Source organism: Cupriavidus sp. FW305-46 (genome assembly GCF_058787075.1).
This window is the reverse complement of the sequence record NZ_JBYSZI010000002.1, coordinates 68,174-81,859: the sequence shown is the minus strand read 5'-3', so window position 1 is coordinate 81,859 and position 13,686 is coordinate 68,174. Positions and strand designations below refer to the sequence as shown.

15 protein-coding genes are annotated in these 13,686 nt (G+C 67.4%); 11 read left to right on the top strand and 4 right to left on the bottom strand.

The annotated features are described in order from the left end of the window. The first annotated feature begins 102 nt into the window (after window positions 1-102). The 6 genes from AC3WON_RS01365 (at window position 103) to AC3WON_RS01340 (ending at window position 6,432) form a co-directional block, all read left to right on the top strand. Window positions 103-1,050: an IclR family transcriptional regulator gene (locus AC3WON_RS01365; RefSeq protein WP_492350931.1), complete on the top strand. Its 948-nt coding sequence runs from the start codon at window positions 103-105 to the stop codon at window positions 1,048-1,050. Between the two features lie 102 nt (window positions 1,051-1,152). After that, window positions 1,153-1,812 carry a TRAP transporter small permease subunit gene (locus AC3WON_RS01360; RefSeq protein ID WP_492350930.1) on the top strand — a complete coding sequence of 220 codons (660 nt, stop codon included), beginning with the start codon at window positions 1,153-1,155 and terminating at the stop codon, window positions 1,810-1,812. Beyond that, the gene (locus AC3WON_RS01355; protein ID WP_011616863.1) at window positions 1,809-3,116 is read left to right on the top strand and encodes a TRAP transporter large permease; all 1,308 of its coding nucleotides are present in this window, start codon (window positions 1,809-1,811) and stop codon (window positions 3,114-3,116) included. The genes AC3WON_RS01360 and AC3WON_RS01355 overlap by 4 nt, the downstream gene beginning before the upstream one ends. Before the next feature lie 17 nt (window positions 3,117-3,133). After that, window positions 3,134-4,216, top strand: coding sequence for a TRAP transporter substrate-binding protein (locus tag AC3WON_RS01350; protein ID WP_492319169.1), 1,083 nt, complete (start codon window positions 3,134-3,136; stop codon window positions 4,214-4,216). A gap of 24 nt (window positions 4,217-4,240) precedes the next feature. Then, window positions 4,241-5,671 (top strand): amidase, encoded by a 1,431-nt coding sequence (locus AC3WON_RS01345; RefSeq protein ID WP_492350929.1) that lies wholly within the window; start codon window positions 4,241-4,243, stop codon window positions 5,669-5,671. Then, on the top strand, window positions 5,668-6,432 hold the full coding sequence (locus AC3WON_RS01340) for a 2-keto-4-pentenoate hydratase (protein ID WP_492350928.1): 765 nt from the start codon (window positions 5,668-5,670) through the stop codon (window positions 6,430-6,432). Before AC3WON_RS01345 ends, AC3WON_RS01340 begins: the two co-directional genes overlap by 4 nt. Before the next feature lie 10 nt (window positions 6,433-6,442). Here the strand turns inward: AC3WON_RS01340 and AC3WON_RS01335 are convergent, their stop codons facing one another. Further along, window positions 6,443-6,913: a DUF1801 domain-containing protein gene (locus AC3WON_RS01335; protein WP_492350927.1), complete on the bottom strand. Its 471-nt coding sequence runs from the start codon at window positions 6,911-6,913 to the stop codon at window positions 6,443-6,445. A gap of 220 nt (window positions 6,914-7,133) precedes the next feature. On the opposite strand from AC3WON_RS01335, the gene AC3WON_RS01330 reads away from it, so the two are divergent. The 5 genes from AC3WON_RS01330 (at window position 7,134) to AC3WON_RS01310 (ending at window position 11,709) form a co-directional block, all read left to right on the top strand. Continuing rightward, window positions 7,134-7,553: a DUF1801 domain-containing protein gene (locus tag AC3WON_RS01330; protein ID WP_492350926.1), complete on the top strand. Its 420-nt coding sequence runs from the start codon at window positions 7,134-7,136 to the stop codon at window positions 7,551-7,553. Window positions 7,554-7,710: 157 nt separating this feature from the next. Beyond that, window positions 7,711-8,691, top strand: coding sequence for an ABC transporter substrate-binding protein (locus AC3WON_RS01325; protein ID WP_492319174.1), 981 nt, complete (start codon window positions 7,711-7,713; stop codon window positions 8,689-8,691). Window positions 8,692-8,961: 270 nt separating this feature from the next. Beyond that, the gene (tauA, locus tag AC3WON_RS01320) at window positions 8,962-9,960 is read left to right on the top strand and encodes a taurine ABC transporter substrate-binding protein (protein WP_492319175.1); all 999 of its coding nucleotides are present in this window, start codon (window positions 8,962-8,964) and stop codon (window positions 9,958-9,960) included. A gap of 86 nt (window positions 9,961-10,046) precedes the next feature. Next, the gene (locus AC3WON_RS01315) at window positions 10,047-10,823 is read left to right on the top strand and encodes a taurine ABC transporter ATP-binding protein (RefSeq protein WP_010813418.1); all 777 of its coding nucleotides are present in this window, start codon (window positions 10,047-10,049) and stop codon (window positions 10,821-10,823) included. 10 nt (window positions 10,824-10,833) lie between these two features. After that, window positions 10,834-11,709: an ABC transporter permease subunit gene (locus AC3WON_RS01310; protein ID WP_010813419.1), complete on the top strand. Its 876-nt coding sequence runs from the start codon at window positions 10,834-10,836 to the stop codon at window positions 11,707-11,709. A gap of 100 nt (window positions 11,710-11,809) precedes the next feature. On the opposite strand, the gene AC3WON_RS01305 is transcribed toward AC3WON_RS01310, so the two are convergent. From AC3WON_RS01305 to AC3WON_RS01295, 3 genes are all read right to left on the bottom strand, one after another. Further along, the gene (locus AC3WON_RS01305; protein ID WP_492319176.1) at window positions 11,810-11,944 is read right to left on the bottom strand and encodes an alpha/beta fold hydrolase; all 135 of its coding nucleotides are present in this window, start codon (window positions 11,942-11,944) and stop codon (window positions 11,810-11,812) included. A 337-nt stretch (window positions 11,945-12,281) separates the two neighbouring features. Further along, entirely contained in the window at window positions 12,282-13,250 is a 969-nt protein-coding gene (gene dapA, locus AC3WON_RS01300; RefSeq protein WP_492319177.1) for a 4-hydroxy-tetrahydrodipicolinate synthase, read from the bottom strand. Beyond that, window positions 13,237-13,593 (bottom strand): hypothetical protein, encoded by a 357-nt coding sequence (locus AC3WON_RS01295; RefSeq protein ID WP_492319270.1) that lies wholly within the window; start codon window positions 13,591-13,593, stop codon window positions 13,237-13,239. The genes dapA and AC3WON_RS01295 overlap by 14 nt, the downstream gene beginning before the upstream one ends. Between the last annotated feature and the right edge of the window lie 93 nt (window positions 13,594-13,686).

The window sequence follows — 13,686 nt, the reverse complement described above, 5'->3', positions numbered from 1 at the left end:
CGGGCTGACCGCATGCCCCATGTCCAGCGTGGGCCAGGCCTGTGACCGGGCAGTGGCCCGGAACTTGCGTCCGCGTGCGGCAACGCAAGCAAGGGGATTCACATGGCAGGCACCACGACCAGGACAAGGGAGGCCAGGAAAGAAGCCGCAACACGGGCGGTGGCGCCTGCCGCCAGCGCCGACCCGCCGTCACGGGAAGGGCGGGAGTGCCGGGACGGCGACAGCACCGTGCAGTCGCTGACGCGGGCGCTCCAGCTGATCGAGCTGTTGTCCGATGACGACGAGGGTTACCGGCTGGTGGATCTGGCGGCACGCAGCGGCCTGTCTACATCGACCGTCCATCGCCTGCTGACCACGCTCGAGCAACGCCAGTTTGTCCAGTTCGATCGCGAGCGCAGCCTGTGGTACGTGGGCGTGCGTTGCTTCTCGGTGGGTGCCGCTTTCGCCCGCCGGCGCCGCATCAGCGAACTCGCCCTGCCGGTGATGCAACGGTTGAGCGCGCTGTCCGGGGAGACCGTCAACCTGGGCGTGGCCAGCGACGGGCAAATTGTTTTCGCCTGCCAGGCAGAAGGCCCCCACGGCAGCCGCGCGCAGGCCCCGCCCGGCCACCGCCCCCCGCTGCATGGCACGGCCATGGGCCAGGCGGTGCTGGCCGCCAAGAGCGAGCCCGACGTGCTGCAATACCTGCGCACCTTTGGCCTCCCGCGCCTGACCAACAACACCATTGCGCGCCCCTCGCGCCTGCATGAGACCCTGGCCGAAGTGCGCCGGCGCGGCTATGCGGTGGACGACGAGCAGAATGCGGTCGGCCTGTGCTGCATTGCCGCCGCGATTTGTGACGAGCACGGCCGGCCCTTCGCCGCGGTCTCGCTGGCCGGTTCCAGCCAGCGCATCGTGCGTGCCCGTTTCGATGAGCTTGGCGCCTGGGTGCGTTGGGCTGCCACAGAGATCAGCGCTGCCTACGGCGGGCGCTGCACCCGCGTGCCCTGCCCGATGCCAGTGCCCGCAGCGTCCTTGCCTTTCCACGCGGGCGCGCCGGAAAGCTGTTGATTCCTAAGGGTTTATTCAAGAAGTTCCGGCGTGCGGGAAAGCCGCCGCGCGGGTCTGGCCATGCGCTTCAATGGAAGCAATGTCACGACCGGCCCCCGCACCATGAAGACCCTGCTTGCCGATACCCCCTGGAGCCGACGACTTGCCGCCGGCATTGACCGTATAGCCATCCTGTGCGGATGGTGGCTGATCGTGCTGTCGGTGGCGACCTGCGTCGAAATGCTCGGGCGCAAGCTGGGCGGCTTCAGCTTGCAGGGCATCGATGAAATCGGCGGCTATACCTACGCCATCCTTGGCGCGTGCGGCTTTGCCTACACCCTGGTCGGGCGCGGCCATACCCGGGTGGACTTCCTGCTGACGCGCTTTCCGGTCAAGGTGCGGGCCGTGCTCAACCTGCTGGCGATGCTGAGCCTGGCTGCCGTGGCCGGACTCTGCCTCTGGCGCGCCGGCCATGTGCTGGTGGACACCATCGACCTGCACAGCACCGCGTCCACGCCGCTTGCCACGCCCCTGTGGATGCCCCAGACCCTGTGGCTGGCCGGCTATTCCCTGTTCGCACTGGTGGCGGCCTGCGCCGCCTGGCACGCCCTGCAGCTGCTGGTGCGGCGCGACTGGGCCCGCCTGAACAGCCAGTTCGGGCCGCAGACCCTGGCCGAGGAGATCGAGGCGGAGGCGGACATCCGCGTTGCCGCCGCGCCCGCTGAGGGCAATGGCGCGGGCCAGGGCAGCGCTGAAGGCAAGAGCGAAGGAGCGGCAGCATGATCGGTCCCATTGAAATCCTGCTCGGGCTGTGCCTGATGCTGGGGCTGATGTTCCTTGGCTTCCATGTGGCCACCAGCATGCTGGTGGTGGGCGTGGCCGGGGCGCTGGCCTATTTCGGCATGCCCGCGATCGACGCATTGGGCGAACAGTTGTGGGCGGCCGGCGAGGACTACCTGCTGCTGTCGATCCCGCTCTACATCCTGCTGGGCGAGATCCTGATGCGCGGCGGCGCGACGGACAAGATGTACCAGTCGCTCGGAGACTGGCTGAACCGCCTGCCGGGCGGCCTGCTGCATACCAATATCGGTGCCTCGGCATTGTTCTCGGCGGTGTCCGGGTCATCGGTGGCCACCGCGGCGACGATTTCCACGGTCGCGCTGCCTTCCTTCCGCAATCGCGGCTATGACCAGCGCATGGTGCTGGGCTCGATCGCGGCCGGCGCCAGCCTGGGCAACCTGATCCCGCCCGGCGTGGCCTTCATCATCTACGGCTCGATGACCAATACTTCGGCGGCGCGGCTGTATGTGGCGGGCGTGCTGCCCGGGGCCATCATGACCGTGCTGTTCCTGGCCACGATCCTGCTGATCTGCCTGTGGAAGCCCGCGGCGGGCGGCCCGCGCGAGGCCCGTGTGCCGCTGCTCGCCAGGCTGAGCAACTCGCGCCACCTGGCGGGTCCGCTGCTGGTGTTCACGGTGGTGATGGGCAGCATCTACACCGGCTGGGCCACGGTCACCGAGAGCGCCGCGCTCGGCGTGCTGGTGTGCCTGCCGGTGGCGGCCGCCTACGGCAAGCTCAGCGTCGCCATGCTGCACGACTGCTTCCGCTCCACGCTGCGCCTGACGGCGATGACCGCGCTGATCCTGGTGGCCGCGCTCTACCTGAACTTCGTGCTCTCCATGCTGGGGGTGCCGCAGGCGCTGGCCGGCCTGATGAAGCAGGTGGACGTGTCGCCGGCGGTGTTGCTGTGGCTGCTGGCAGCCCTCTACCTGGTGCTGGGCATCGCGCTGGAGACCATGCCGATGCTGGTCGGCACGGTCCCGGTGGTCTTCCCGATCGTGCAGGCGGCCGGCATCGATCCCGTGTTCTTCGGGGTGTTCATGGTGCTGATGTGCGAGATCTCGCTGATCAGCCCGCCGATCGGCATGACGCTCTACGTGATCCAGGGCGTGCGCGGCGAAGGATCGATCAATGAAGTCTTCCAGGGCACGCTGCCGTTCTTTGCCGCCATGGTGGTGATGACCGCCGTGCTGATCCATTTCCCGGCGATTGCCACCTACCTGCCCAACCTGATGTTCGGGCATTGACCTCCAAGGAAGCTCCCATGAACGCCAAACGAATCGCCGGCGCGCTGATCGCGGCCGCCCATGTCGCCTGCGCTGCCGCCGTGCTGCTGCCGGGCACTGCCCAGGCACAGCCGGCCCAGCCTGCCCAGCAAACGAAGCTGCGGGTAGCCGGCAACCTCGTCGCGACCGGCCTGATCCAGCAGAACAAGGAGCAGCCCTTTTTCGAGAACTTCGCCAGGAACACCGGCCTGCCGATCGATGCCGACTACAAGCCGATGGATGTGCTCGGCATCAAGGATTCAGACGGCCTGCGCGTGCTCCGCTCCGGGCTGTTCGACATCGTCAGCCTGCGCCTGGCCCAGGTCTCGCGCGACGAGCCATTCTTCCTCGGGCCGGACATCGTTGGCCTGAGCACCGACTACGGCTCGGCCAGCAAGGCCGTGGATGCCTACCGCAATGCCTTCGACAAGCGCCTGCAGGAACGCTACGGCGCCAAGCTGCTCGGGATCTGGCCGTTCGGGCCGCAGGTGGTGTTCTGCAAGTCGCCGATCGGCGGCCTGGCCGACCTGAAGGGCAAGAAGGTGCGCGTCTACGACCAGTCCCTGGCCAAGTTCATCGAGAAGCTCGGCGGCATTCCGGTGACGATCCCCTTCGGCGAGACCCAGCAGGCGCTCGAGCGCGGCGTCACCGATTGCGCGATCACCGGCCCGAGCTCGGCGAACACGGCGGGATGGCCCGAGGTCACCTCATACTTCATGCCAGTCGGCTTCCAGATCGCGCTCAATGCCTACGCCATCAAGCTCAGCCGCTGGAACGCGCTGCCGCCCGAGCAGCAAACGCGCCTGGCCGAGGCCTTCCAGCGTTTCGAGCGCGATACCTGGTCCTATTCGCGCGAATTGTTCGAGGATGCCTCGCGCTGCAACGTCGGCAAAGAGCCGTGCAAGACCGGCAAGAAGTTCGCCATGAAGGAGGTGCCCGTGCGTCCGGCCGACCTGCAGCTGGTGCGCGACGCGCTGACCACGGTCTCGCTGCCGACCTGGACCGAGGTCTGCGACAAGTCCTACCCGCAATGCTCGGCCATCTGGAAGCAGACCATCGGGCCGCTGGTCGGGCTCAAGTGAACACTGAGGACGGCGGAGACGACGATGGATGATCTTTGGAAACTGCCGGCACATGCGCTCACCGACGGCTACGCCACCGGCCGCTTCACGCCGCAACAGGCGCTGGCGTCCTGCCTGGCGCGCACGGCGCACTGCAATCCGGCGCTGAACGCCGTGATCGCATTCGATACTGAAGGCGCCATCGCGGCGGCACAGGAGAGCACCTCGCGCTGGCGCCGTGGCGAGCCGCTGGGTGCGCTCGATGGCGTGCCGGTCACCGTCAAGGACAACCTGCACGTGCGCGGCCTGCCCACGCATTGGGGCAGCCGCGCGCTGGCGGGCTTTGTCCCGGACCGCGACGAACTGCCGGTGGCGCGCCTGCGCGCGGCCGGGGCGCTGATCTTCGGCAAGACCAATGTGCCGGAGTTCGCCATGCAGGGCTATACCGACAACCTCGTCTTCGGCACAACCGGCAATCCCTGGCAGCCGGCCCTGACGCCGGGCGGGTCTTCCGGCGGCGCGGTGGCGGCGGTGGCATCGGGCTGCTGCCCGCTGGCGCTGGGCACCGACGGCGGCGGCTCGATCCGGCGCCCGGCCTCGCATACCGGGCTGGTGGGCTTCAAGCCGTCGCCCGGACGACTGCCGCGCGGCAGCGGGTTGCCCGAGATCTTCATGCGCTATGAAGTGGTCGGCCCGCTGGCCCGCTGCATGGCCGATGCGATGGCCATGGCCGAGGCGCTGGGCCAGCCCGACCCGCGCGATCCCGATTCCCGGCGCTTTGCCGGCGTGCCGCTGCAGATGCCGCCGCGGCCATGCCGGGTCTTGCACGTGCCCCGCTTCGGCGATCATCCGGTGGATGCGCGCATCGCTGCCTTGACCGGGCAGGCAGCGCAAGGGCTGCGTGAACTTGGCCACACGGTGGAAACCGCGCAGGCGTTCGAGCTGGCGGAAGCGACCAATGCCAAATGGTCGCTGTTGTCGCAAGCAGGACTGGCCTGGCTGGTGGAGCAGGGCGGCGCGCAACAGCCGTTCTGCCCGCCGCTCGATGCGGGCACGTTCGGTGCGGCCACGCAGGCCAATGCATCGGCAGGCGCGGGCCTGCGTGCCGTGCAGCTGTTTGATCTGCTGATGGCCGTGGAGCGTCTGCGCAGCGAGCTTTCCTTGCTGTTCGCACGCTACGACCTGCTGCTGACGCCCGCCGCAGCGGCATTGCCATGGCCGGCCGCACAGTCGCACCCGCCTGTGATCGAAGGCCGCGAGGTCGGGCCGCGTGGCCATGCGATATTCACCGCGTTTGCCAATGCTGCCGGGCTGCCCGCGATCTCGCTGCCGTGCGGTGAGGCAGAGGGCTTGCCGGTTGGCATCCAGCTGGTGGCGGCGCCGGCCGAGGATGCGCTGCTGCTGGCAATCGCGCGCCAGTTCGAGCAGGCTTTCCCGAGGCCGCCTGGGTTCCCGCTCGACGGGCAGGGCCAATGAAGACCCTGGTCGCGCCAGGTACGCCGGCGGCGCTCGCGCAGATGCTGTGCGTCGCGCGTGCGCGCGGCGAGCGCGTCGATCCGGCACTGTTGCACCCGCTTGCGCACGGCGGCAGCTACGCCGTGCAGGATGCCACGCTTGCCATGATCGGTCCCATTGGCGGCTGGAAGGTTGGTGCGAGGGGGCCGGGCCAGGAACCCGCCTGTGCGCCGTTGCCGGCGGCCGGCCTGCTGCCGGATGGCGTGGCCCTGCGGGGGCCGGCCTGGCGCCTGCGCGGCATCGAGGTGGAGGTCGCCTTTGTGCTCGGCGCCAGCCTGCCGCCGCGCGGCCGGCCTTATGCGCGCCGGGATATCGAGGCCGCGCTCGCGCTGGTGGTGCCTGCCATTGAAGTCGTGGAAAGCCGCCTGGAGGACTGGCTCGGGGCCGGCAGCGATGCGCAGCTGGCCGACCTGCTCAGCCATGGCGCACTGGTGACGGGGCGCCCCACGCCGTTCGCGCGCGAGTGGCTGCACCTGGGCGCGCTGGAGGCCACGCTGCGCTTTGGCCGGCGCACCGTGGCGCATACCGTCGGCGGGCACCAGAGCCCTGATGTCGGCGCGCTGCTGGTCTGGCTGGCCAACCACTGCGCCGCGCGCGGGGCGGGGCTGAAAGCCGGGCAAGTGGTGACCACCGGCACCTGCACCGGGCTGCTCTTTGCCTCTGCCGGAACCCGCGTCAGCGCCGGGATCGAAGGGCTGGGGACGCTTGCGGCGTGGTTCTGAGGGCGGGGGCTTACGGAACCCAGCCAGGCAGCTCCGATGCCTGCCGGACCCAGCTTGCCACCAGCGCCTCGTCAAGCTCGTCGTCTTCGTGGATGTGGAAGTAGCGCGTGTTCTTGTCCTTGGATTCGACGGGGGGAACAGGGCGCAGCGACATGCCACGGAAGAAGGCCACCTTGATGTACTTCGTCATGCAATGGAAGCTGAGGAACCAGCCCTGGCCCTCGATGCCATAGAACGGCGAGTTCCACCTCACTGCCTTGCGGACGTTGGGAACGTTGCGCTCGATGAGCGCGTCGAGACGGCGCCCGGCGTCGTGTTTCCAGCCCGGCATGGCGGCGATATAGGCCTGCACGGGGGCATCTCCGTCGGCCTTCGCGATCTGGGGGTTGCCGCCTGCGAGCAGGGGCGGGCTGGCAGCGGCCCGCGTGGCCGGAGTCTTCGTTGCGGCGTGCGCCGGCTTCCTGGATGGTTGGTTCGCCATTGCCTTCACTCCATCGAATACACGCTAACCACCTGACAGACAGGCCAAGTCGCCCAGGGCAGACATAGCCGCTGACGACAGTGCTTGAAGCACGACAATCGGGCTATGCTAACCTGCTGAAACGGATCGGGCAACGAACGAGGGATCGACCGGAATGCTCTCTGTCATGGCCGGACGCGAGCTGCCTCATGCGCGGGACAAATTCGAGGAATAGGCATCCATGAATCCATCGGAACATATCGACGAGCTGATCGCAGGACTCACTGACTGGCGTGGCAAGACGCTGGCCAAGCTCCGCAAGACCATCCTCGAGGCCGACGGCGAGATCATCGAGGAATGGAAATGGATGGGAAGCCCGGTGTGGTCACGCGACGGCATGATCGCGGTCGCCAACGCGCACAAGGAGAAGGTGAAGATCACCTTCACCAACGGGGCGAGCCTGCCGGATCCCGACAAGCTCTTCAACGCCGGCCTCGGCGGCAACAAGTGGCGTGCGATCGATCTCTTCGAGGGCGACAAGATTGATGCGCGTGCCATGAAGAATCTCATCCGTGCCGCGATTGCGTTCAATCAGGGCAAGTCGAAGAAGAGGGCACCGTCCGCGGCTACCCGGGCGAAAGCACAAGAGAGCAAAGAGTAAAGGGACACGAAGCGTCCGGGCGTGCGGGCGCGCGCCTGAGCATCGCAAAGAAGGTCCCGGCCGGCATCGCTCCACGCATATGGAATGCCGGTTTTCTTCGTTGGTTTTCGCGTGCTGCGCGCGTACGTTCGTGGGTTTCCATCTCCCCGCGAATGCCATGACCGCTTCCCGACGACAGTTCCTGCGCCAGGGCGCCGCCGCCACGGCCGCGCTCGCCTCCGGCCCCATCCTTTCCTTCACCACGTTCGCCACCGGCAATGCGCAAGCGCAGGGGCGCCCGGTCCTGAAAGCCGGCGACCAGAAGGGCGGCCTGCGCGCGCTGCTCGAGTCCGCCAACGCGCTCGACGGCCTGAACTACGACATTCAATGGACCGAGTTCCCTGCCGCGGCACCGCTTGCCGAGGCGCTGAACGCGGGCGCGGTCGACAGCGGCCCGATCGGCGATGCCCCGGCGATCTTCGCGCTCGCGGCCGGCACGCGGATCAAGCTGATCGGCGCCAACCGCTCTGATCCCTACGGCACGGCAATCCTGGTGCGGCCCGACTCGCCGCTGCGGCAGGCGGCCGACCTGAAAGGCAAGAGCATCGGCACCAACCGCGGCTCGATCGGCCACCTGGTGACGCTCAAGGCGCTGGAATCCGCGGGGCTGAAGCCGGAGGACGCCAACCTGCGCTTCCTGCCGCCGGCGGATGCCAAGCTCGCATTGAGCAGCGGCTCGGTGGATGCGTGGGCGACGTGGGAACCCTATACCGCGATGGCGGAAACCAGCGGCCACGCGCGCGTGCTGGTCAGCGGACGCGGGCTGTGGTCCGGCCTTAGCTACCTGGCAGCCACCGATGCCGCGCTGGCGTCCAAGCGCGCGGTGCTGCAAGACTTCCTGCGCCGGGTGGTGCGTGCGCAGCAATGGTCCTACCAGCACGTGCCGGAGTTCTCGGCGGCCCTCGCCCGCATCATCGGGATCCCGCCGCAGGCGGCACGGCTGCAGTTCGAGCGGCGGCACACGCAATGGCGGCAGATCGATGCCGAGCTTATCGCCGAGCAGCAGCGCACGGCGGATTTCTACCAGAAAGCTGGGTTGCTCAAGCAGCGGCTCGATGTGCGGCAGACCTTCGACTCCGGGTTCTCCCTTACCGGCTGACCGCCGCGGGCGGCGCCAGGCCGTGCACTGAGTCCATCGACGGCCTCGGCAAGCGCCTCCGGCACAACCATGGCCTCGCCGGAGGCCGCTAAGGATTTCCATGATTGACGCCGCCTCGCGCCAGCCCATTTCACGGCCTGGCGCGGCCTGCGCTGGCGTGGACCGTTCTGGTCCCAGCGAATCCGGGCAACTGGTCCTATAGGCCCGGAATGGCCCTCACCTATAAAGCCGTGACCCCCAAACATATTTCCCCTTCCGAGGAGCAAAACCATGCGGTGGATCAAGCAGATAGCGACGTATTTCGCCCTGGTGGCCGCGCTGGCGCCAGCCGCACACGCCCAGAACAAGAATGTAGTAATTGCTTACCAGGACATGGTGGTGCCCTGGCGCTACGCACAGGACATGAAGGAGCTGGAAAAGCAGACTGGCTACACGGTCTCGTTCCGGCAGTTCGGCGGCGGCGGGGACGTGATCCGCGCCATGGCTTCGGGCCAGATCGCCATTGGCGAGGCCGGCACCTCGCCGATTGCGTCGGCGCTGTCGCAAGGGCTGGATGTCGAACTGTTCTGGATCCTGGACGACATCAACGCAGCCGAGGCGATGGTGGCGCGCAATGGCAGCAAGATCGCCAGCGTCGCCGACCTGAAGGGCAAGCGCGTCGGCGTGCCCTTCGTGTCGACCACGCACTACCACACGCTGGTCGCGCTGGAGCGCGCCAAGATCAATCCGAAGGACGTCCGCATCGTCAACATGCGCCCGCCCGAGGTAGCCGCCGCCTGGGAGCGTGGCGACATCGACGCCACCTTTATCTGGGACCCGGTGCTGGCCAAGCTCAAGCAGTCAGGCACCGTGCTGATGACCTCCGGCCAGATTGCCGCCGACACCGGCAAGGCCACCTTCGACGGCATGATCGCCAACAAGAAGTTTGCCCGCGAGAACCCGGAGTTCATGGTCAAGCTGGTGCGCGTGCTGGCCGCCGCCGATGAAAACTACCGCAAGAACAAGGCGTCCTGGACCCCCGATTCGCCCATGGTGAAGGCGGTGGCCAAGGTGTCTGGCGCCAAGCCCGAGACGGTACCCGCGAGCATGGCGCTGTACGCCTTCCCCACGCTGCAGGAGCAGGTGTCGGAGCGCTGGCTGGGCGGCGGCGCGGCGCGCGCGCTGCAGTCCGCGGCGCAGTTCCTCAAGGAGCAGGGCACCATCCAGACCGTCCTGCCGGACTATGGCCCGGGCGTCAACGCGGAATGGGCAAAGCGGGCGTTGCGCTGACGCCGCGCCCATCGCGCTGAAGATGGCCGCCGCGCGCAAGCCAGTCCGGCGCGGCCGCCCCGAAAGTCCTGTTGCGGAAGCCCATCATGTACAAGCTTGAAATCGATAATCTCAGTGTCAACTACGGCGTCGCGGGCGGCGCCAAAACGCTGGCCCTGTCGCAAGTCAACCTCACCATGGAGCGCGGCGATTTCGTCGTGGCGCTCGGTGCCTCGGGCTGCGGCAAGACCACCTTGCTGTCGTGCATCGCAGGTTTCATGGAGCCTTCGGAAGGCGAGATCCGGCTGTCCGGCAAGGTGGTGCGCGGGCCGGGTGCCGAACGCGGCGTGGTGTTCCAGAAGCACGCCCTGATGCCGTGGCTCAGCGTGGCGGACAACGTCGCGCTGGGGTTGCGCCTGCGTGGGGTGTCGCGTGCCGAACGGATGCGGGTCGCGCATGAGAAGCTGGCCGCGGTCGGTCTGGAAGACGTCGCCGGCAAGCCGGTCTATCAGCTCTCGGGCGGCATGCAGCAGCGCGTCGGGATTGCCCGCGCGCTCGCCTGTGATCCGGCGGTGATGCTGATGGACGAGCCGCTGGGCGCGCTCGACGCGCTGACGCGCGAATCGATCCAGGCGCTGATTCTCAAGCTCTGGGCCAAGGAACAGAAGATCGTCTTCTTTATCACGCACAGCGTGGAAGAGGCGCTGTTCCTGGCCACGCGGCTGATTGTCATGACGCCGTCGCCTGGCCGCATCGCGCACACCTATGAACTGCCGTTCGCGCGGCGCTTCATCGAATGCGGGGACGCCCGTGCAGTCAAGGCCGACCCGGAGTTCATCCGCTATCGCGAAGAGATCATTGATCTGATCCATGCAACCGCCTGAGGAACACGAGATGCCCGCTTCCGTCCAACGCATCGAACCCACGCCGCGCGTCACCAAAGCCGCCGCGGCCGGGGCCAGCCAGCAAATGAAGACCGTCTCGGGCTACCGCCTGCCCGGCGAGGGGTCAAGCTCACGCATCTCCACCATCACCGTGGTGCTGCTGCTCGCGCTGTGGTGGCTCGCCAGCCACCTGCGCTGGCTGCCGCCGCTGTTCCTGCCCACGCCTGAGTCCATCGTCACCGCCTTTATCGATGCCTGGCAGGGCAACCTGCAAGGCGGCCAGCCGCTGACCGAGCATTTCGCGGCCAGCATGATGCGCGTGTTCGGCGCCTTCGGGCTGGCGGTGGTCACGGCGGTGCCGGTCGGCGTGATGATGGGGGTGTCGCGCATCGCACGCGGCGTGTTCGATCCGCCGATCGAGTTCTACCGCCCCTTGCCGCCGCTGGCATACCTGCCGCTGATCGTGATCTGGTTCGGCATCGACGAGACCTCGAAAGTGCTGCTGATCTTCCTGGCCTGCTTCGCGCCGCTGGCCATGTCGGCCCAGGCCGGCGTGCGCTCGGTCACCATCGAGCAGATCAACGCGGCTTACTCGATGGGCGCCACGCCGTGGCAGGTGGTCCGCCATGTGGTGATCCCCGCCGCGCTGCCCGATATCCTGACCGGGATGCGCATCGCCATAGGCTTCGGCTGGACCACCCTGGTCGCCGCTGAAATGGTGGCCGCCACCGCCGGCCTTGGCCAGATGGTGCTCAATGCCTCCAACTTCCTGCGCACCGACGTGGTGATCATGGGCATCGTGCTGATCGGGCTGATCGCCTACGTGTTCGACCTGCTGATGCGCAAGCTGGCGAAGGTCCTGGTGCCCTGGAAGGGACGGATGTGAGGTGAGGATGTAGTCAAGCTGCGACCTGGGTGTTGGGCAAGGACTGGCTGACGGCCAGTCCTTGCCGTTTTCCGGCGTTACGCCCGCAGCGCGGCCTTCATCATCGCGCCTGCGCTTCCAGGAACGGCAGCAGTTCCGCCATGAAGGCCTCCGGTGCCTCTTCCATGATGAAGTGGCCGCAGTCCGGCACCACCACGCCGCCGCACTTGGCGACCTGTATGGCGCGCTGCCGCACGGCATCTCCGTGCAGGCCCGAGACGGCGTAAGCCGCGCCCGCTTGCAGGCGATGATCGCGCCCGCGATGCTGCCGCGGTGTCAGTCTGAGAGACGGCGTAGAGCATTGCCCGAGGCCAGCGATGCGGGCTTGCTGAGTCCCAGCTGCTCGGCCTGGTCAGTGATCCAGTTCCAGTCGATGCTCAATCCCCGGTGGCAAGCGGGGCAAGTCAGTGGCTGAGGCAGCTTTCCCGAGACCATATCCTGCAGGATTTCGGAGTGGATGTGCCCGCACGCCGTGCAGGTGAAGAAGAGTGGGACAGGAGGTTTCATCGTCGCCTCGCAAGGATGGCCAGCCTCTAGGCCGCCAGATGCTCATCCCGTGCCACGGAAGGCGGAGGAAGCAGGGCCATGGCCTCTTCCAGCCTCTGGACCAGCGCGGGACTTGCCGGCTGCAACGGCAGGCGGGTTTCCGGGGAAATCACGCCGGAGAGCGCCAGGGCAGCTTTCACCGGTGCCGGATTCGGCTCCGCGAACATGAGCGAGATCAACGGCGCGAGCTTCGCGAACAAGGCGCGGGCCGCGCGGAAGCGTCCTGTCTGTGCCAGATGCAGCAGGCGCACGAACAAATCCGGACGAATATGCGAGGACGCGGCGATCACGCCGGCGCCTCCCGCAAGCAGGTGATCCAGCAGGGCCGCATCCTCGCCGCACAGCACGGCGACATGCGGATCGTTGACAAGGGCCCCGAGATTGCCGGCGTCGCACTCCTTGACCGCCGAGATCTGCGGCTGCGCGAGCAGAGATCGGATCAGCGCAGGCGACATCGCACAGCCAGTTCGCTTCGGCACGTTGTACAGCATCAGGGGGCGTTCGGTTGCGCACGCCACTTCATTGAAATGCCACACGATTCCCGCATCGGAGGGCCGCAGGTAGCAGGGCGGCGGCACCAGGTAGCCGGCAAGATCAAAGCCGTCCAGTTCGGCAACTTGCGCGCACACCGCGCGGGTATCGACCGCGCCGACGCCAGCCATCACCGGCAGCTCGCCGTGGACGGCCTCGAGCACTGCCGCCGTGAAGACTTGCCGCTCGTGCGTGGAAAGCAGGTTTCCCTCGCCGGTCGTGCCCAAGATGATCAGGCCGTTCACGCCTGCCTCGAGGTAACTCTCAGCCAGCCTGGCGGCGCCCGGCAGGTCCAGCGAGCCGGCACGCATCGGCGTGACCATGGGCACCCAGATGCCCCATGGCGACTGGCGGGAAACCGCTGCGATACCGGTGCAGGCATGCACGGCGGCGCCGGAAAAGCTCTCTTCCTCAGTGCGCCACATGGTTGTCTCCCAGGGCTGTCGTGACGCCGAACTCCGCCGCCGGAAAGGCCGTCATGATGGCGTGCATGGCCGCGTCGCGGTCCGCGCGTGCGATCTCCACGTGCAGCGTGGTTTCGCCGTGCCGGTAGTCCACGTTCACCACATAGACGCGGGCCAGTTCACCGAGCACCCGGTGCATGGTCTGCCGCAGGCCGAACACTTCGGTGGATGCCACCGCAAGACGCATGCGGATCCAGGCCGGTGCGGGCTGGGAGACCGCGCGCAGCGCGGGCATGGTGGCCTTGCTGCTGCGCAGGGCGGTACGTCGGGGAACAGTATCAACGGCCAGGCTTGACTGTCGCATGATTGGATGGACCGGCGCGGTAGCGGGTCGCGTGTTGGACATGGCTTTATGCTAGCCAGCGCCGTCTAAATTTGATGCAAGGATGTTGGGCCT